This is a genomic window from Izhakiella australiensis (assembly GCF_002006995.1).
Lineage (GTDB): Bacteria > Pseudomonadota > Gammaproteobacteria > Enterobacterales > Enterobacteriaceae > Izhakiella > Izhakiella australiensis.
In genome coordinates, this window is record NZ_MRUL01000003.1 from 21,612 (window position 1) to 38,030 (window position 16,419).

The window sequence follows — 16,419 nt, forward strand, 5'->3', positions numbered from 1 at the left end:
CTATATGGAGAAATCACCATGCTTCAGATGATGACTTTAGAAGAATGGGCCGCAGAAAAATACCGGAGTAATCCACCAAGTCTTAATACGTTACGACGGTATGCCAAGCAAAGCATGTTCACCCCACCAGCCCGGAAAGAGGGGAAATTCTGGAGGGTAAGAGAAGATGCAGAAATAACCGGAAATATAACTCAACCAGTGATTAAAAAATCAGATCCATTACTGCTTCAGAGGATATTATCCGATGGCTGCCAGACCACGTAAAAACAATGTAAAGGTACCAAACCTTTACCCGTTATACAGCCGTAAAGTGAATAAAGTTTACTGGAGATATAAACACCCTATTACGGGTAAATTTCACAGCCTCGGAACAAATGAGGAAGAAGCTATTGCGATAGCGAGTGAAGCAAATACCCGGTTGGCTGAACAGCACACGCGCCAGATATTAGCAATCAGCGACAAGATCGCTACCAGTAAAGGAAAGGCCATTACCACATCGACATGGCTTGACCGATACTGGAAAATTCAGGATGAAAGACTGGAAAGCGGAGATATAAGACCAAATACCCATAAACAAAAAGCAAAGCCTGTTGCTCTGCTTCGGGAGCGGGTTGGAATAAAGATTATTTCATCAGTGAATGTTCGTGATATTGCAGAGATTCTTGAAGGATATATTTCAGATGGGCAGCCACGAATGGCACAAGTTATTCGCTCTGTGCTGATCGATGTCTTTAAAGAGGCTCAGCATTTCGGCGAGGTTCCGCCGGGCTACAATCCAGCCCTGGCAACAAAGCAGCCACGGCGTCGTATTACCCGGCAGCGACTTAGTCTGGAAGAATGGCAGAAAATTTTCGAAATTGCCGATGCAAACCATCGGTATATGGGGAATGCTATGCTGCTCGCACTCGTCACCGGTCAGCGCCTGGGTGATATATCTAATATGAAATTTAGCGATGTTTGGGATGATCATCTGCATGTGGTTCAGGAAAAAACAGGCAGCAAGATAGCGATCCCCCTTTCCCTGCGCCTGAATGCGATTAACTGGAGTTTACGTGATGTGGTGTCTCGTTGCCGTGATTATGCAGTAAGCCCCTATCTGGTTCACTTCTTCAGGGCTACGTCACAGGCAGAACGTGGAGCGCAGGTAAAGTCCAACACCATTACCATGAATTTCAGCAAAGCGCGAGATAAGGCGAGTATTGACTGGGGATCTGGTACGCCGGCAACCTTCCATGAACAACGCTCTCTTGCTGAGCGTCTTTATGAGGTGCAGGGGATCGATACTCAAAAGCTGCTCGGCCATAAATCACCAAACCAGACGGCTCGTTATCACGACGATCGGGGTAAAGGCTGGACCACTATTGCAGTCTGAATTGAGGGGGGTTTTGATAAATTATTTTGATAAAATTTTGATAACCGTTCGAATGCTAATAATAAAAACGGGGACGTTAAGCCCCCGTTAAAATATTTAACAATTATCGCAATTACATATTCGCGATAATCGCATCACCAAACTCTGAACATTTCAGCAGTTTAGCGCCGTCGAGCAGGCGCTCGAAGTCATAGGTCACGGTTTTGGCCGCGATCGCGCCTTCCATGCCTTTAACAATCAGGTCGGCCGCTTCGAACCATTCCAGATGACGCAGCATCATCTCAGCAGAAAGAATAACGGAACCCGGGTTCACTTTATCCTGACCGGCGTACTTCGGTGCCGTACCGTGCGTAGCTTCAAACAGCGCGCACTCATCACCGATGTTGGCGCCAGGCGCAATGCCGATACCGCCAACCTGAGCCGCAAGGGCGTCAGAGATGTAATCGCCGTTAAGGTTCATACAGGCAATAACGTCATATTCAGCCGGACGCAGCAGAATCTGTTGCAGGAAGGCGTCAGCAATCACGTCTTTTACCACGATATCTTTGCCGGTTTTCGGGTTTTTGATTTTCACCCACGGACCGCCGTCCAGCAGCTCGCCACCAAACTCTTCACGCGCCAGCTGGTAGCCCCAGTCTTTAAACGCGCCTTCGGTGAACTTCATGATGTTCCCTTTATGTACCAGGGTCACAGAGTCGCGGTCGTTAGTAATGGCGTATTCAATTGCAGCGCGCACCAGACGTTTGGTGCCTTCTTCTGAACAGGGTTTGATACCGATACCGCACTGCTGCGGGAAACGGATTTTCTTCACACCCATCTCTTCGCGCAGGAATTTGATCACTTTATCCGCTTCAGGCGTACCGGCTTTCCATTCAATGCCGGCATAAATATCTTCTGAGTTTTCGCGGAAGATCACCATGTCAGTATCTTCAGGACGTTTTACCGGACTTGGCGTGCCTTTGTAATAACGAACCGGGCGCAGACATACGTAAAGATCCAGCTCCTGGCGCAGGGCTACGTTCAGGGAGCGGATACCACCGCCGACCGGCGTAGTAAGCGGACCTTTAATCGCAACGCGATATTCTTTAATCAGATCGAGGGTCTCTTGCGGCAGCCAGACATCCTGCCCGTACAGCTCAACGGACTTCTCACCGGTGTAAATTTCCATCCAGGAGATTTTACGCTCGCCGTTGTAAGCTTTCTGTACGGCGGCATCAACCACTTTGATCATCACAGGCGAGACATCAACGCCGATACCATCCCCTTCGATAAACGGGATGACGGGATTATTTGGAACGTTGAGTTTGCCCTGATCCAGGGTGATTTTTTTACCTTCCGCCGGAACAACTACTTTGCTTTCCATTAACCTCTCCTTCGAGCGCTCTTTTGTTAATGATTTGTAAGATGCGCGTCAATACTACTTGAATATTACCCTCGCGCCAATCTTCTCACCGTTAAGCTATAATGCGCTTGTTATCCGTCACTGCATAGATCTGTGAAAAGCTTCCTTTATGATTCATAAACCTAAACGTTTCAGCCGCAAGGCGGCGCCGCGTAAAAAAGCCGCTGCCCCGCAGCGCATCGTGCTGTTTAATAAGCCTTACGACGTACTGCCCCAGTTTACCGACCAGCAAGGCCGCGCCACGCTGAAAGATTACATCGCCATCAGCGATATTTATGCCGCTGGCCGCCTCGACCGTGACAGCGAAGGACTGATGGTCCTGACCAATGACGGCGCGTTGCAGGCCAGGCTGACCCAGCCGGGTAAGCGAACCGGCAAAATTTATTACGTTCAGGTCGAGGGCGAACCGGATGAACCGGCGCTGCAACAGCTGCGCGATGGCGTTAATCTGAAAGATGGCCCGACGCTGCCCGCACTGGTGGAGCTTGTCGCCGCCCCCGACTGGCTTTGGCCGCGCCAGCCGCCAATCCGTGAAAGAAAATCGATCCCCACCAGCTGGTTGAAAGTGACGCTGTATGAAGGACGTAACCGCCAGGTGCGGCGGATGACAGCGCATATCGGCTTCCCGACGTTGCGCCTGATCCGCTATGCGCTGGGTGAATACAGCCTGGGGGAACTGGCCTGCGGTGAGTGGCTGGCGTTATCCTGAGGGCACCCGGCTTTAGAACTGCCGGCGACTCTGCTACTGTCAAAAACTATTTATGCCTTCTGCCTGAGGAAACCTGGTATGTTCAAACCCCACGTCACCGTCGCTACCGTGGTACAAGCTGAGAATCATTTTCTGGTGGTAGAAGAACGGGTACGCGGCCGCGCGACCTGGAATCAGCCGGCCGGCCACCTTGAAGCGGACGAAACGCTGCTGCAGGCCGCCGTGCGCGAACTGTATGAGGAAACCGGCATCGAGGCGGTTCCGCAAGCTTTCCTGCACCTTCATCAGTGGATCGCGCCGGATAATACGCCTTTTCTGCGCTTTCTTTTTGCCCTCGACCTGCCACGTCGCGTGGAGCCGCATCCAAACGATCGCGATATTGACTGCGGCTGGTGGCTAAGCGCAGAGGATATTTTCAACGCTGGCAAGAAGTTACGCTCGCCGCTGGTTGCCGAAAGCCTGCGTATTTATCAGCAGGGAACCCGCTATCCGCTCACCTTGCTTAGCGCCTTTCAGTGGCCATTCAACGAAGATGCGCAGGCCGGCAACGCATGATAGACTATGCCGCCTGTTTTTTTCGCGGTCGCCAGTACGACCCTAATCTTGAGTAATACCCATGTATGACAGCCAGAAAAAAGTGATCGTCGGCATGTCCGGCGGCGTTGATTCCTCCGTTTCCGCCTGGTTACTGCTTCAGCAGGGCTACCAGGTGGAAGGCTTGTTCATGAAAAACTGGGAAGAAGATGACGGAGAGGAATACTGCACCTCCGCTGAGGATCTGGCCGACGCCCAGGCGGTATGCGATAAGCTGAACATTCCGCTGCACACCATTAATTTTGCCGCCGAATACTGGGATAATGTATTCGAACATTTTCTTGCCGAATATAAAGCGGGCCGCACGCCAAACCCGGATATTCTTTGCAACAAGGAAATCAAGTTTAAAGCCTTTCTGGAGTATGCCGCCGAAGATCTTGGCGCCGACTTTATTGCTACCGGACACTACGTTCGTCGTGCCGACAGCAACGGCAAAAGCCAGCTGCTACGCGGACGCGATGAGAATAAAGATCAGAGCTATTTCCTGTATACCCTGAGCCACCAGCAGCTAGCCCAAAGCCTGTTTCCGGTCGGCGAGCTGGAAAAGCCTGAGGTGCGCCGTCTGGCCGAAGAGCAGCAGCTGGTAACCGCAAAGAAAAAAGATTCAACCGGCATCTGTTTTATCGGTGAGCGTAAGTTTCGCGACTTTCTCGGCCGCTATTTGCCAGCCCAGCCCGGCGCAATCCTCAGCGTCGATGGCGAGGTGGTCGGTGAACATCAGGGGCTAATGTACCATACGCTCGGCCAACGCAAAGGGCTTGGCATCGGCGGGCTGAAAGAAGCCGGCGATGAACCCTGGTATGTGGTCGACAAAGATCTCGCTAATAATCAGCTGATTGTCGCTCAGGGTGGCGATCATCCACGGCTGATGTCGGTCGGCCTGATAGCCCAGCAATTACACTGGGTTGATCGCCAGACGCTGAACGCGCCGCTACGCTGCACGGTGAAGACGCGCTATCGTCAGGCTGATATCCCTTGCCGCGTCACGCCGTTGGATGAAGATCGCATTGAAGTGCGCTTCGACGCGCCGGTAGCGGCCGTCACTCCCGGCCAGTCGGCGGTATTTTATCTGAATGAAGTTTGTCTTGGCGGCGGTATTATTGAACAGCGTTTGCCGCTGATCGACGCCTGAAGCACAGTAAAAAGGCTGCTAATGGAGTAAGCGGGACATGGCAAAAAACTATTATGAGATTACCCTGGCGCTGGCTGGGATTTGCCAGGCTGCGCATCTGGTTCAGCAGCTAGCGCATCATGGGCACTGCGATTCGCAGGCGCTAAAAGTATCGCTAAGCAGCTTGCTGGATCTCAGCCCTTCGTCGACCCTGGCGGTTTTTGGCAACGATGAAGCCAATTTGCGTCCGGGGCTGGAAACGCTGATGGCGGTGCTTAACAGCAGCAGTCGTCAGGGGCTGGGCGCCGAGCTAACGCGCTATACCCTGAGTCTGATGATGCTGGAGCGCAAGTTAAGTAAAAATCAGACCGCGCTGGACGAACTTGGCCAGCGTATTGCCCAGTTGGACCGCCAGCTGGCGCACTATGAGTTGATGTCGCCCACCCTGCTCAGCGCCATGGCCGGCATCTACGTTGATGTCATTAGCCCGCTAGGTCCGCGCATTCAGGTCACCGGCTCACCGACGGTGCTGCAAAATGCACAGCTGCAAAGCAAGGTGCGGGCGTCGCTGCTGGCCGGTATGCGTTCAGCCGTACTTTGGCATCAGGTTGGCGGAGGCCGCCTGCAATTGATGTTTTCACGCGCCCGCCTGACCGGCGAGGCGAAAAAGATGTTAGACCGATTAACGTCGCACTCAACTAACTGTTAACCAATCCAGGAGTTGCCCCCATGGAGTTATCCTCTCTGACCGCCGTATCCCCCGTCGATGGCCGTTACGGCGACAAAGTCAGCCCGCTGCGCGCAATTTTCAGTGAGTTTGGCTTACTGAAGTTTCGCGTTGAGGTGGAAGTTCGCTGGTTACAGAAGCTGGCCGACTGCGCAGAAATTAAGGAAGTTCCCCTATTTGATCGCGACGCAAACGCTTTCCTTGATCAAATAGTCAGCACATTCTCCGAACAGGACGCGGCCAGAATTAAAACCATTGAGCGCACCACTAACCACGACGTTAAGGCAGTGGAATATTTTCTCAAAGAGAAAGTCGCGCAGGTGCCGGCGCTACAGGCGGTTTCAGAGTTTATTCACTTTGCCTGCACTTCTGAGGATATTAACAATCTGTCCCACGCGCTGATGCTGGAAACCGCTCGCCGTGAGGTACTGATCCCCTTCTGGAACCAGATTATCAGCGCCGTGAAAAAGCTGGCAGTGGAATACCGCGATATTCCGCTACTGTGTCGCACTCACGGCCAGCCGGCGACGCCATCTACCATGGGTAAAGAGATGGCTAACGTCGCCTATCGCTTCGAACGCCAGCTGCGCCAGCTGGAGCACGTAGAGATCCTCGGCAAAATCAACGGCGCGGTCGGCAACTATAATGCCCATCTTGCCGCCTATCCGGAAGTCGACTGGCATCAGCTAAGTGAAGACTTCGTCACGTCGCTGGGCATCAGCTGGAACCCCTACACCACCCAGATCGAACCGCACGATTATATTGCCGAACTGTTTGATTGTATTGCACGCTTCAATACCATCCTGATTGATTTTGATCGGGATATCTGGGGTTACATCGCGCTGAATCACTTCAAACAGAAAACCATCGCCGGGGAAATTGGTTCATCAACCATGCCGCATAAAGTCAATCCGATTGATTTTGAGAACTCCGAAGGCAACCTTGGCCTGGCCAACGCCATGATGCAGCATCTGGCCAGCAAGCTGCCGGTTTCCCGCTGGCAGCGCGATCTGACTGACTCCACGGTGTTACGTAACCTCGGCGTAGGCATCGGCTATGCGCTGATAGCCTACCAGGCCACGCTGAAAGGCATCTCCAAACTGGAAGTCAACCATGAGCGCCTGCTTGCGGAGCTGGATGTCAACTGGGAGGTACTGGCCGAGCCGGTGCAGACGGTAATGCGCCGTTATGGCATTGAGAAACCCTATGAAAAGCTGAAAGAATTGACCCGTGGCAAGCGTGTCGATGCCGCAGGAATGCGGGCGTTTATCGACGGTCTGGCGCTGCCTGAGCACGAAAAAGATCGCCTGAAGCAAATGACCCCGGCAAATTATCTCGGACGCGCCAGTCAGATGGTTGACGATCTGAAATAAGCGCTAGTTTTTCACCCCTTCGTTTATGAGGGGGTTGACTTCCCGTTTACGTTAATCTGTGGTTTATCTCACTACGACTATAATTATTCAGTTATCATACATTTGGTTAAAGTCATAAATAAGGAACAGACTATGCGCGTTCTGGTAGTGGAAGATAATGCCCTGCTGCGTCACCATCTGGCCGTGCAGCTGCGTGAGTTAGGCCATCAGGTCGACGCTGCCGAGGACGCACGGGAAGCAGACTACTTTCTGCAGGAGCACATTCCGGATATTGCGCTGGTTGATCTCGGCCTGCCGGATGAGGATGGCATGAGTCTGATCCGCCGCTGGCGCAACGATGGCATTAAGCAGCCGATACTGGTACTGACCGCCCGTGACGGCTGGCAGGCTAAAGTCGAAGCGCTGGAAGCCGGCGCCGACGACTACGTCACCAAACCTTTTCATATTGAAGAAATTTCAGCCCGCCTGCAGGCGCTGATGCGGCGCAATAGCGGCCTGGCTTCACAGGTGATCACGCTAAGCCCCTTCCAGGTCGATTTATCACGCCGTGAGCTGACCATTAGTGAACATCCAATCAAGCTGACCGCTTTCGAATATACCATCATTGAAACGCTGATCCGCAATGCCGGTAAAGTCGTCAGCAAAGACTCGCTGATGCTACAGCTCTATCCGGATGCCGAGCTGCGCGAAAGCCATACCATCGACGTACTGATGGGTCGGCTGCGCAAAAAAATGCTGGCTCAATATCCGACGGATGTGATCACCACCGTCAGAGGTCAGGGCTATCGCTTCGATCTGCCAGCCTGATGAGAGGGTGGTTTACGGGCGCCAGGCCCTTTTCACTGCGTGCGCGCTTCCTGCTGGCTACGGCAGTCATCGTACTGGTTTTATCGCTGGCATATGGCATGGTGGCGGTCGTGGGCTATGTGGTCAGCTTTGATAAGAACGGCTACCGCATCATGCGTGGTGAAAGCAATCTGGTTTACAGCCTGGCACAGTGGCGCGATGGCAAGCTGACTATTGCCCACCCACAGGGTTTTAACCTTAACTTCCCAACCCTGATCTTCATTTATAACGACCAGGGGCAGCTGCTATGGCAGCAGCGTAGCGTGCCCGATATACGCAATAAGATTCAGCCCGAATGGTTGAAAAAGTCTAACTTCTACGAGATCGATACCACCAACCAGACTAGCCGGGAAGCCCTGGGGAATAACGCCGACGCTCAGAACCAAATTACCGCTTATGATGATGACGGCAACGATACCTTTACGCACTCGGTAGCGGTAAACCGCTACCGCGCAACGGGACGCCTGCCGGCGCTGACCATCGTGGTGATCGACTCAATGCCGCAGGAGTTACAGCACTCAGACGTTGTCTGGTCATGGTTTAGCTATGTGCTGCTGCTTAATCTGCTGCTGGTCGTGCCGCTGCTTTGGTTGGCGGCTAACTGGAGCCTGCGCCCGATTGGCGTTCTGGCCAGTCAGGTTCGCGAGCTGGAAACCGGCCAGCGGGAAACGCTCGATCCACAGCCTCCGCGCGAACTGCGCGGTCTGGTACGCAATCTTAACCTGCTGCTGGAAAATGAGCGCAAGCGCTACACCCGCTACCGCACCACCCTTGCGGACCTGACGCATAGCATGAAAACGCCGCTGGCGGTGCTGCAAAGCACCCTGCGCGCGCTGCGCGGCGGCAAAACGCTGTCAATCGAACAGGCAGAGCCAGTGATGCTGGAGCAAATCAGCCGTATTTCTCATCAGATAGGCTACTACCTGAACCGCGCCACCATGCAGGCCGACCACAGCGTGTTGAAACGCGAGTTGCACTCGGTGCCGGCCTTACTCGATAGCCTTTGCTCTGCGTTGAATAAAGTGTATCAGCGTAAAGGTGTCGATCTCACGCTGGATATTTCCCCGGAAATTACCTTTATCGGCGAACGGAATGACTTTATGGAAGTCATGGGCAACGTGCTGGATAATGCCTGCAAATATTGCCTGGAGTTTGTCGAAATCAGCGCGCGTCAGGACGGCGATACCCTTTGTTTGATTGTCGACGATGATGGCCCCGGCATTCCGGAAAGCAAGCGGGATATCATCTTTCAGCGCGGTCAGCGGGTCGACACCATGCGTCCCGGCCAGGGCCTTGGACTGGCCGTGGCGCGCGAGATACTTGAACAATACCAGGGCGATATACAAATCAGCGCCGCTGCGCTCGGCGGCGCGCGCATGGAAGTTTATTTCCATCGTCAGGAAATCGCCGATAACAATGTGTGACCGACCGGCCAGGCTGTTATAATTTCCGTCATTTACCGCCTTCAGGATGCCAATATGGACTATCAGCTCGATCTAAACTGGCCCGACTTTCTTCAGCGCTACTGGCAAAAACGTCCGGTGGTTTTAAAACGGGGCTTTAAAAACTTTGTCGACCCGATCTCGCCGGACGAACTGGCCGGGCTGGCAATGGAGAGCGAGGTTGACAGTCGTCTGGTCAGTCACCAGCAGGGGCAATGGCAGGTCAGCCACGGTCCTTTTGAAAGCTACGATCATCTCGGCGAAACAAACTGGTCGCTGCTGGTGCAGGCGGTCGACCACTGGCATGAACCTGCGGCCTTATTGATGCATCCCTTTCGCACGCTGCCGGACTGGCGCATCGATGATTTAATGATTTCATTTTCCGTGCCGGGCGGCGGCGTAGGTCCGCATCTCGATCAGTACGATGTGTTTATTATTCAGGGCGCCGGTCGCCGGCGCTGGCGCGTCGGGGAAAAGATCCCGATGAAGCAACACTGCCCTCACCCCGACCTGCTTCAGGTTGACCCGTTCGATGCCATCATTGATGAAGAGATGGAGACCGGGGATATACTCTATATTCCACCGGGCTTCCCTCATGAGGGATACTCGCTGGAGAATGCGCTTAACTACTCTGTTGGCTTTCGCGCGCCAAGCGGACGCGAACTTATCAGCGGCTTTGCCGATTACACCTTGCAGCATGAGCTGGGCGGCGAGCGCTACAGCGATCCGGATATTCAGCAGCGCAGCCAGGCCGCCGTGATTTTGCCGCAGGAGCTGGAGGGCATTCAGGCCAAAATGCTGCAGTTAATTCAGCAGCCGGAAAGCTTCCGCCAGTGGTTCGGTGAGTTTATTTCGCAGTCGCGTCATGAGCTGGACATCGCCCCGCCGGAACCGCCCTATCAGCCAAATGAGGTTTACGAAGCGCTGGCCGACGGCGACAGTCTGTTCAGGCTGGGCGGCCTGCGGGTGCTGATGATTGCCGACAGCGTGTTTGTTAACGGCGAGCGTCTGGAGTGCGACAATCAGGCCGGTCTGCAAGCGCTGGCACAGCATCTGACCTTAGATAAGGTCGCGCTGGGCGCAACGCTGGACGATCCCTCATTTTTGGCGCAGCTGACCGCGTTGGTCAACGGCGGTTACTGGTATTTCAGCGCAGAGTAAGCGGTTAATAAAACGGGCCTGAATTTAAATCAGGCCCGGTCAGATTGATGCCCGCTACGGCATCAATGTCATCACATCAATCCCGCTGCGGTTAACGACGCCGCACGCCTTCGGCGGTCAGCAGCGCAATACGCTTAATCACTTCGACCGACTTTTGCATCATATCCAGCGAGGCAAACTCATGCTTGCCGTGGTAATTGAAGCCGCCGGTAAACAAATTCGGGCAGGGCAGCCCCTTAAAGGATAAGGCGGCGCCATCAGTGCCGCCACGAATAGGCTTAACGTCCGGCTCGATGTTACAGTCGCGCATCGCCTGCAGCGCCAGCTCAATAATATGCGGATGCGCTTCAACTTTTTCACGCATATTGTAATAGCTATCGCTGATGCTCAGCTCGATACCGCAGCCGTCGCTGAGCGTGCTGTTGATGCCGTTAGCAATGGTCGACATCATCGCCTTGCGATCCTCAAAGCGTTCACGCTGGTGGTCGCGAATGATGTAATGCATTTCCGCCGATTCCACCGTGCCTTTTATGCCATGCAGATGATAAAACCCTTCATAGCCTTCGGTATGCTCCGGCTGCTCTTTTTGCGGGATCGCGGACTGAAAACGCACCGCTAATTCCAGCGCGTTGACCATCACGTTTTTCGCCGTACCGGGATGGACGTTATTACCGGTAATTTTCACCGTCACCGAAGCGGCATTAAAATTCTCATATTCAAATTCACCCATGCCGCCACCGTCAACGGTATAGGCCCAATCGGCACCGAACAGGCCGACGTCAAAATAGTGCGTACCGCGGCCGATTTCTTCGTCCGGGGTAAAAGCGATGCGAATATCGCCATGAGGTTGATTGCTGTCCTTGAGTTCAGCAATCGCAGTAACGATTTCCGCCACGCCGGCTTTATCATCGGCGCCGAGCAGCGTTTTACCGTTGGTAGTGATTAACGTATGGCCGGTTAGCTGATGCAGTGCAGGAAAGCGCACCGGCGACAGGATTTCATCACCAATGCCCAGCGCAATATCGCCGCCGCGATAGTTTTCAATGACCTGCGGCTCTACGTGTTTAGCGGTAAAATCTGGTGAGGTATCGACATGCGCAATGAAACCAATCGTCGGCACTGGCCAGTCAACGTTACCCGGCAGGGTCGCCATTAAAATGCCGTGCTCACTCAGGCTAATGTTTGCCAGGCCGAGTTCCTGCAGTTCCTTTTTCAATAGCTCAGCCATTTGCCACTGACCTTCACTACTGGGCACCTGCTTTGCCTGGGGTTTGGACTGAGAATCGATCGCTACATAATTAAGAAAACGTTCAAGTAATTGCGTCATAAGCCACCCCGTTGAGAATTGAGTTTATTATTATCGTCTGCTCACAAAGAAATGTTGCGGCAGGTTAAATATAAGCGCAATTATATTTCTTCCGGCGCAAACTACCGGCAAACGGCGGCCTTTAAACGCCTCAGGCTGGCGGGGATTCAGCGCTCGACCTGCTGGAGAAATTCGCTCACCCAGGCGGGCACCACCTCGCTGGCCGGGCCGTATATTTTCTCGTCGAATTCACTGTTTACCTGGCTTGGTTCCAGATTGAGTTCAACGGTGTGCGCCCCCTGCAGCTTAGCCTCGTGTACAAAACCCGCCGCGGGGTAAACGTGGCCTGAGGTGCCGATAGCCAGAAAATAATCCGCCTCGGCAATTGCCTGATAAATATCATCCATTTGCAGAGGCATTTCACCAAACCACACCACATGCGGGCGCAGCGGCGAGGGAAACTGACAGCAATGACAGCGGTCATTCACGCCGACGTCTCCGGCCCAGTGCAGAATTTGGCCGCTCTGGCTGCAGCGCACCTTCAGCAGTTCGCCATGCATATGGATTACGTTGCCGTTGCCGGCGCGCTCGTGCAGGTTATCGATATTCTGCGTTACCACCAGCAGGTTATCGCCCAGCACCGTTTCCAGCCTGGCCAGCGCCTGGTGCGCCGGATTAGGCGAGATGTCAGGCTGTTGCAGCTGCTGGCGGCGGGCATTGTAGAACGCCTGCACCAGTGCCGGATCGCGGGCGAACCCTTCCGGCGTGGCGACATCTTCTACCTGATGCTCTTCCCATAAGCCATCCGCTGAACGAAAGGTACGGATACCGGATTCCGCAGAAATCCCTGCGCCGGTAAGCACAACCACCCTGGGTAAAGGATGGCGGGCGATTTCAAGGTTGCGGTCGCGTTCAAAAATTCGCTGCCTGAAGCGTTGATGCATCAGGCGGCGGCTCTTTTTATATCGAGCCAGTCGCAGGCGCCGACGGGAAATGCGCATAAAAAATCCTCTGCTTCCTGAAATCAGATAAGGCGGGATGTGCCCGCCTTACCCTGGTCAATAGCCGCTCCGTTACTGGCCGCTGAGCACCCGCGCCGGGTCTATACGGCTGGCGCGCCGTGCCGGATACCAGCTGGCGATCAAGCTTAATAACAGTGAGGTTACCAATACGATTACCACGTCCTGCCAGTGCAGTTCGGAGGGCAAAAAATCAATAAAATAAATATCGCCCGACAGAAAATGAAAGCCGGTAACGGCTTCAATTCCGCGCATGATCGGCGTCAGATTCAGCGCCGCCAGCACGCCGACCACTACCCCGCTCAGGCTGCCTACCAGCCCGGCCAGCAGCCCGTACCAGACAAATATAGCGCGGATCAGACCATCTTTGGCGCCCAGCGTTCGCAGCACGGCAATATCGCTGCTCTTATCTTTCACCGCCATCACCAGCGTGGAGACGATGTTAAAACAGGCAACGCCGATCACCAGCACCATCGCCAGGTACATAATGGCGCGGATCATCTGGATATCGCGGTACATATAGCCATAGGTGCCAATCCAGCTGCGGATATAAACGTAAGCCCGGGTCGCTTCTCCCGCCGCGCGCACCAGCTTATTGGCGCTGAACGGGTCCTGCGCCTTGATGGCTATGCCGGTGACGCTGTCGCCCATATCAAGATATTTTTGCGCATCGGCCAGCGGCACCAGCGCCAGACTGTGATCCAGCATGCCGCTAAGCTGCAGAATACCGCTGACTTGCAGGCGAACGCGCTTTGGCTGTAATAATTTGTGCGCCGGATCGCTGTTGGGGATCATAATCGAGATCCAGTCGCCCTGCTTCACCTTCAGGCTGTTGGCCACGCCGTGGCCGAGGATTATTTGCTGTTTTCCCGCCGCGAAGCTTTGCCAGGCGTTATTCTGCACATAGTGCGGCAGCGCGCTGAGCTGCATTTCCTGCTGCGGGTCAACGCCCTTAACCTGAATAGCCTGTAGTTTGGCGCCGCTTTCAATCAAACCGGTGAAATTGATATAGGGCGCCGCCGCTGCCACGCCCGGCACTTTACGCACCACCGGCAGCATCTGCGCCCAGCCGGTAAATGGCTGATTGACCGGCTCAATTTCCCCCTGCGGCACCACGGCAAGAATACGGTTATTCAGCTCGCGTTCGAAACCGTTCATCGCACTAAGACCAACAATCAGCACCGCGACGCCAAGCGCGATGCCAACGGTAGAAATGACGGAGATCAGCGACACCATGCCGCCGCGACGTCGGCCGCGGCTAAAGCGCAATCCGAGCAGAAAAGAGAGAGAGCCCGCCATTACAACATATCCGCCAGGGTAACGTCGGCGCTTAGCTGCCCATCGCGCATCTCCATCTGGCGCGGCAGACGTTTTGCCAGATGCAGATCGTGCGTCACCACCAGGAAAGCCGTTCCCTGGCGCGCATTCAGCTCACCGAGCAGATCGAATACCGCATCGGCATTGCGCGCATCAAGATTCCCCGTCGGTTCATCGGCCAGCACCAGGCGCGGATTGTTGACCAGTGCCCGCGCAATCGCCACCCGCTGGCGCTCGCCGCCGGAAAGCTCTGAGGGTCGGTGCGCTGCGCGCTGTGACAGACCAACCGCTTTCAGCATTTCCAGCGCCTGTTTTTGGGCCTCAGCGCTGCTTTTTTTGCCGATAAGCAGCGGCATCGCCACGTTTTCCAGGGCGCTAAAATCCGGCAGCAGGTGATGAAACTGATAAATAAAACCGAGATCGCTATTGCGCAAATCGGCCCGCGCCGCCTGGGACAGCTTGCTCAGGGCTTTGCCGTTAAAAATCACCTCGCCGGAGGTTGGCGTATCCAACCCTCCCAGCAGATGCATCAGCGTGCTTTTACCCGATCCTGAGCTTCCCACTACGGCCATCATCTCTCCGGGGTTGATGCCGAATGACACATCGCGCAGCACGTCCGTCTGCACGCTGCCCTCCTGATAGCGTTTACACAGCTTGTCGCACTGCAACAGTAATGTATCACTCATAACGTAAAGCCTCAGCGGGTTGAACGGCGGCGGCGCGCCAGGAGGGATAAAGCGTAGAAAGCAGCGCGACCAGCATCGCCACCAGTAAAATAGTCACCACCTGCGAAACCGAGATCGCCACCGGCAGCGCCGCGCCTTCAAGGAACAGGCCAATCATCGGCATCAGGTTATTCAGCTGGCTGGCCAGCAGCACGCCGAGCAGCGTTCCCAACAGCGATCCGACGATACCCGCACTCGCGCCCTGAACCATGAATACCGCCACGATCTGGCGACGGGTCAGGCCCTGCGTTTGCAGAATAGCGACTTCACCCTGTTTTTCCATAATCAGCAGCCCAAGGGAGGTAATAATATTGAAAGCCGCGACGGCAACGATCAGGCTTAGCAGCAAGCCCATCATATTTTTTTCCATCCGTACGGCCTGGAACAGCTCGCCTTTGCGTTCGCGCCAGTCCTTCCACACCATCCCGGCAGGCAAAGCCTGATGGCTGAGGCTGTCAACATCCAGCGGCTTATTCAACCACAGACGCCAGCCGGTAATATTGCCGGGCGGATAGAGCATCAGCCGCGAAGCATCCTGCTGATTAACCAAAATCTGATAGCTGTCGACGTCGCTGTTAGCGGCATAAGTACCTGCAACGGTAAACAGCCGCTGGCTGGGAATGCGCCCCACTGGCGTAAACTGGCTGGCCGAGGGCACCATCAGGCGCAGCCGGTCGCCGCGCTTGACGCCGAGCTGGCTGGCAAGCTGTTCACCGAGGATCACATTGTACTTACCGGGCTGCAGCACATCGGCATTGCTGTTAACCAGAAAACGCAGCAGCGGATCTTTTTCGCCAGGATTGATGCCGATCATCACGCCGACGCCAACGCTGGCTGCACTCTGCATAACCACATCGCCGGTGGTTAGCGGCGTAATATCGCTGACGCCGTGAAGTTTCAGTTCGTTGGCCGGATGTTGGGCGGGATTAATCGATCCCTGCTCGCTGGTGATAAGCGCCTGCGGCATCAGGCTGAGGGTGCTTTTCTCCAGCTCCCGCTCGAAGCCGTTCATCACCGACAGAACGGTTACCAGCGCCATTACGCCAAGCGTAATACCAATAGCAGATAGCCAGGAGACAAACCGCCCGAAGCGGTCGGAGGCGCGTCCACGCATGTAACGCAGACCAATGAATAACGCAACAGGTTGATACATGAGATCCGTCTTTGTGGCGCTCAAAGCGAGAAATTAACCCCGCATCATAAAGTACCGCTGCGTGATATGGAACCTCTAAGCCTCTGAGTTAAGGACTTTGTTTTGTCAACTTATTAACGGCGATGGCCCGGCGCATAAAAAACCAGCAAAAAGCGTCGCTAT

Annotated in this window: 16 protein-coding genes; 10 read left to right on the forward strand and 6 right to left on the reverse strand. The window is 54.5% G+C overall.

The features are described from left to right. Nucleotides 1-18: 18 nt before the first annotated feature. Nucleotides 19-264 (forward strand): excisionase, encoded by a 246-nt coding sequence (locus BTJ39_RS06060; protein WP_078001790.1) that lies wholly within the window; start codon nt 19-21, stop codon nt 262-264. Next, on the forward strand, nt 245-1,372 hold the full coding sequence (locus BTJ39_RS06065) for a site-specific integrase (protein ID WP_078001791.1): 1,128 nt from the start codon (nt 245-247) through the stop codon (nt 1,370-1,372). Before BTJ39_RS06060 ends, BTJ39_RS06065 begins: the two co-directional genes overlap by 20 nt. 112 nt (nt 1,373-1,484) lie before the next feature. Here the strand turns inward: BTJ39_RS06065 and icd are convergent, their stop codons facing one another. Next, entirely contained in the window at nt 1,485-2,735 is a 1,251-nt protein-coding gene (gene icd / locus BTJ39_RS06070) for an NADP-dependent isocitrate dehydrogenase (protein ID WP_078001792.1), read from the reverse strand. Nucleotides 2,736-2,883: 148 nt separating this feature from the next. On the opposite strand from icd, the gene rluE reads away from it, so the two are divergent. The 8 genes from rluE (at nt 2,884) to BTJ39_RS06110 (ending at nt 10,737) form a co-directional block, all read left to right on the forward strand. After that, a complete protein-coding gene (gene rluE, locus BTJ39_RS06075) occupies nt 2,884-3,483 on the forward strand; it encodes a 23S rRNA pseudouridine(2457) synthase RluE (protein WP_078001793.1) in 600 nt (199 codons plus the stop codon). Nucleotides 3,484-3,561: 78 nt separating this feature from the next. After that, a complete protein-coding gene (locus tag BTJ39_RS06080) occupies nt 3,562-4,038 on the forward strand; it encodes an NUDIX domain-containing protein (protein ID WP_078001794.1) in 477 nt (158 codons plus the stop codon). Between the two features lie 61 nt (nt 4,039-4,099). Then, nucleotides 4,100-5,209, forward strand: coding sequence for a tRNA 2-thiouridine(34) synthase MnmA (mnmA, locus tag BTJ39_RS06085; protein WP_078001795.1), 1,110 nt, complete (start codon nt 4,100-4,102; stop codon nt 5,207-5,209). Nucleotides 5,210-5,246: 37 nt separating this feature from the next. Next, the gene (hflD, locus tag BTJ39_RS06090) at nt 5,247-5,897 is read left to right on the forward strand and encodes a high frequency lysogenization protein HflD (RefSeq protein WP_078001796.1); all 651 of its coding nucleotides are present in this window, start codon (nt 5,247-5,249) and stop codon (nt 5,895-5,897) included. Between the two features lie 20 nt (nt 5,898-5,917). Further along, nucleotides 5,918-7,288, forward strand: a complete 1,371-nt coding sequence (purB, locus tag BTJ39_RS06095) for an adenylosuccinate lyase (protein WP_078001797.1) — start codon at nt 5,918-5,920, stop codon at nt 7,286-7,288. A 132-nt stretch (nt 7,289-7,420) separates the two neighbouring features. Next, nucleotides 7,421-8,095 (forward strand): two-component system response regulator PhoP, encoded by a 675-nt coding sequence (gene phoP, locus BTJ39_RS06100; RefSeq protein WP_078001798.1) that lies wholly within the window; start codon nt 7,421-7,423, stop codon nt 8,093-8,095. Next, nucleotides 8,095-9,558, forward strand: coding sequence for a two-component system sensor histidine kinase PhoQ (gene phoQ, locus BTJ39_RS06105; protein ID WP_078001799.1), 1,464 nt, complete (start codon nt 8,095-8,097; stop codon nt 9,556-9,558). The genes phoP and phoQ overlap by 1 nt, the downstream gene beginning before the upstream one ends. Before the next feature lie 54 nt (nt 9,559-9,612). Next, a complete protein-coding gene (locus BTJ39_RS06110; protein WP_078001800.1) occupies nt 9,613-10,737 on the forward strand; it encodes a ribosomal protein uL16 3-hydroxylase in 1,125 nt (374 codons plus the stop codon). Between the two features lie 91 nt (nt 10,738-10,828). Here BTJ39_RS06110 and pepT read toward each other — a convergent pair whose 3' ends face one another. The 5 genes from pepT to lolC all read right to left on the reverse strand — a co-directional run bounded on the left by pepT (nt 10,829) and on the right by lolC (nt 16,257). Then, nucleotides 10,829-12,064, reverse strand: coding sequence for a peptidase T (pepT, locus tag BTJ39_RS06115; protein WP_078001801.1), 1,236 nt, complete (start codon nt 12,062-12,064; stop codon nt 10,829-10,831). Nucleotides 12,065-12,210: 146 nt separating this feature from the next. After that, nucleotides 12,211-13,044, reverse strand: coding sequence for a Sir2 family NAD+-dependent deacetylase (gene cobB / locus BTJ39_RS06120; protein WP_078001802.1), 834 nt, complete (start codon nt 13,042-13,044; stop codon nt 12,211-12,213). A 72-nt stretch (nt 13,045-13,116) separates the two neighbouring features. Further along, nucleotides 13,117-14,361, reverse strand: a complete 1,245-nt coding sequence (gene lolE / locus BTJ39_RS06125; RefSeq protein ID WP_078001803.1) for a lipoprotein-releasing ABC transporter permease subunit LolE — start codon at nt 14,359-14,361, stop codon at nt 13,117-13,119. After that, entirely contained in the window at nt 14,361-15,065 is a 705-nt protein-coding gene (gene lolD / locus BTJ39_RS06130) for a lipoprotein-releasing ABC transporter ATP-binding protein LolD (protein ID WP_078001804.1), read from the reverse strand. Before lolD ends, lolE begins: the two co-directional genes overlap by 1 nt. Continuing rightward, nucleotides 15,058-16,257, reverse strand: a complete 1,200-nt coding sequence (gene lolC / locus BTJ39_RS06135; protein WP_078001805.1) for a lipoprotein-releasing ABC transporter permease subunit LolC — start codon at nt 16,255-16,257, stop codon at nt 15,058-15,060. Before lolC ends, lolD begins: the two co-directional genes overlap by 8 nt. Nucleotides 16,258-16,419 lie beyond the last annotated feature (162 nt).

Bases quoted from the DNA above. Each gene is read 5' to 3' on its own strand.
- rluE (WP_078001793.1), top strand. From the start codon at position 2,884: ATGATTCATAAACCTAAACGTTTCAGCCGCAAGGCGGCGCCGCGTAAA.
- BTJ39_RS06110 (WP_078001800.1), top strand. From the start codon at position 9,613: ATGGACTATCAGCTCGATCTAAACTGGCCCGACTTTCTTCAGCGCTAC.
- BTJ39_RS06060 (WP_078001790.1), top strand. From the start codon at position 19: ATGCTTCAGATGATGACTTTAGAAGAATGGGCCGCAGAAAAATACCGG.
- lolE (WP_078001803.1), bottom strand. From the start codon at position 14,361: ATGGCGGGCTCTCTCTCTTTTCTGCTCGGATTGCGCTTTAGCCGCGGC.
- phoP (WP_078001798.1), top strand. From the start codon at position 7,421: ATGCGCGTTCTGGTAGTGGAAGATAATGCCCTGCTGCGTCACCATCTG.
- cobB (WP_078001802.1), bottom strand. From the start codon at position 13,044: ATGCGCATTTCCCGTCGGCGCCTGCGACTGGCTCGATATAAAAAGAGC.
- lolD (WP_078001804.1), bottom strand. From the start codon at position 15,065: ATGAGTGATACATTACTGTTGCAGTGCGACAAGCTGTGTAAACGCTAT.
- mnmA (WP_078001795.1), top strand. From the start codon at position 4,100: ATGTATGACAGCCAGAAAAAAGTGATCGTCGGCATGTCCGGCGGCGTT.
- pepT (WP_078001801.1), bottom strand. From the start codon at position 12,064: ATGACGCAATTACTTGAACGTTTTCTTAATTATGTAGCGATCGATTCT.
- icd (WP_078001792.1), bottom strand. From the start codon at position 2,735: ATGGAAAGCAAAGTAGTTGTTCCGGCGGAAGGTAAAAAAATCACCCTG.
- lolC (WP_078001805.1), bottom strand. From the start codon at position 16,257: ATGTATCAACCTGTTGCGTTATTCATTGGTCTGCGTTACATGCGTGGA.
- purB (WP_078001797.1), top strand. From the start codon at position 5,918: ATGGAGTTATCCTCTCTGACCGCCGTATCCCCCGTCGATGGCCGTTAC.
- BTJ39_RS06065 (WP_078001791.1), top strand. From the start codon at position 245: ATGGCTGCCAGACCACGTAAAAACAATGTAAAGGTACCAAACCTTTAC.
- phoQ (WP_078001799.1), top strand. From the start codon at position 8,095: ATGAGAGGGTGGTTTACGGGCGCCAGGCCCTTTTCACTGCGTGCGCGC.
- BTJ39_RS06080 (WP_078001794.1), top strand. From the start codon at position 3,562: ATGTTCAAACCCCACGTCACCGTCGCTACCGTGGTACAAGCTGAGAAT.
- hflD (WP_078001796.1), top strand. From the start codon at position 5,247: ATGGCAAAAAACTATTATGAGATTACCCTGGCGCTGGCTGGGATTTGC.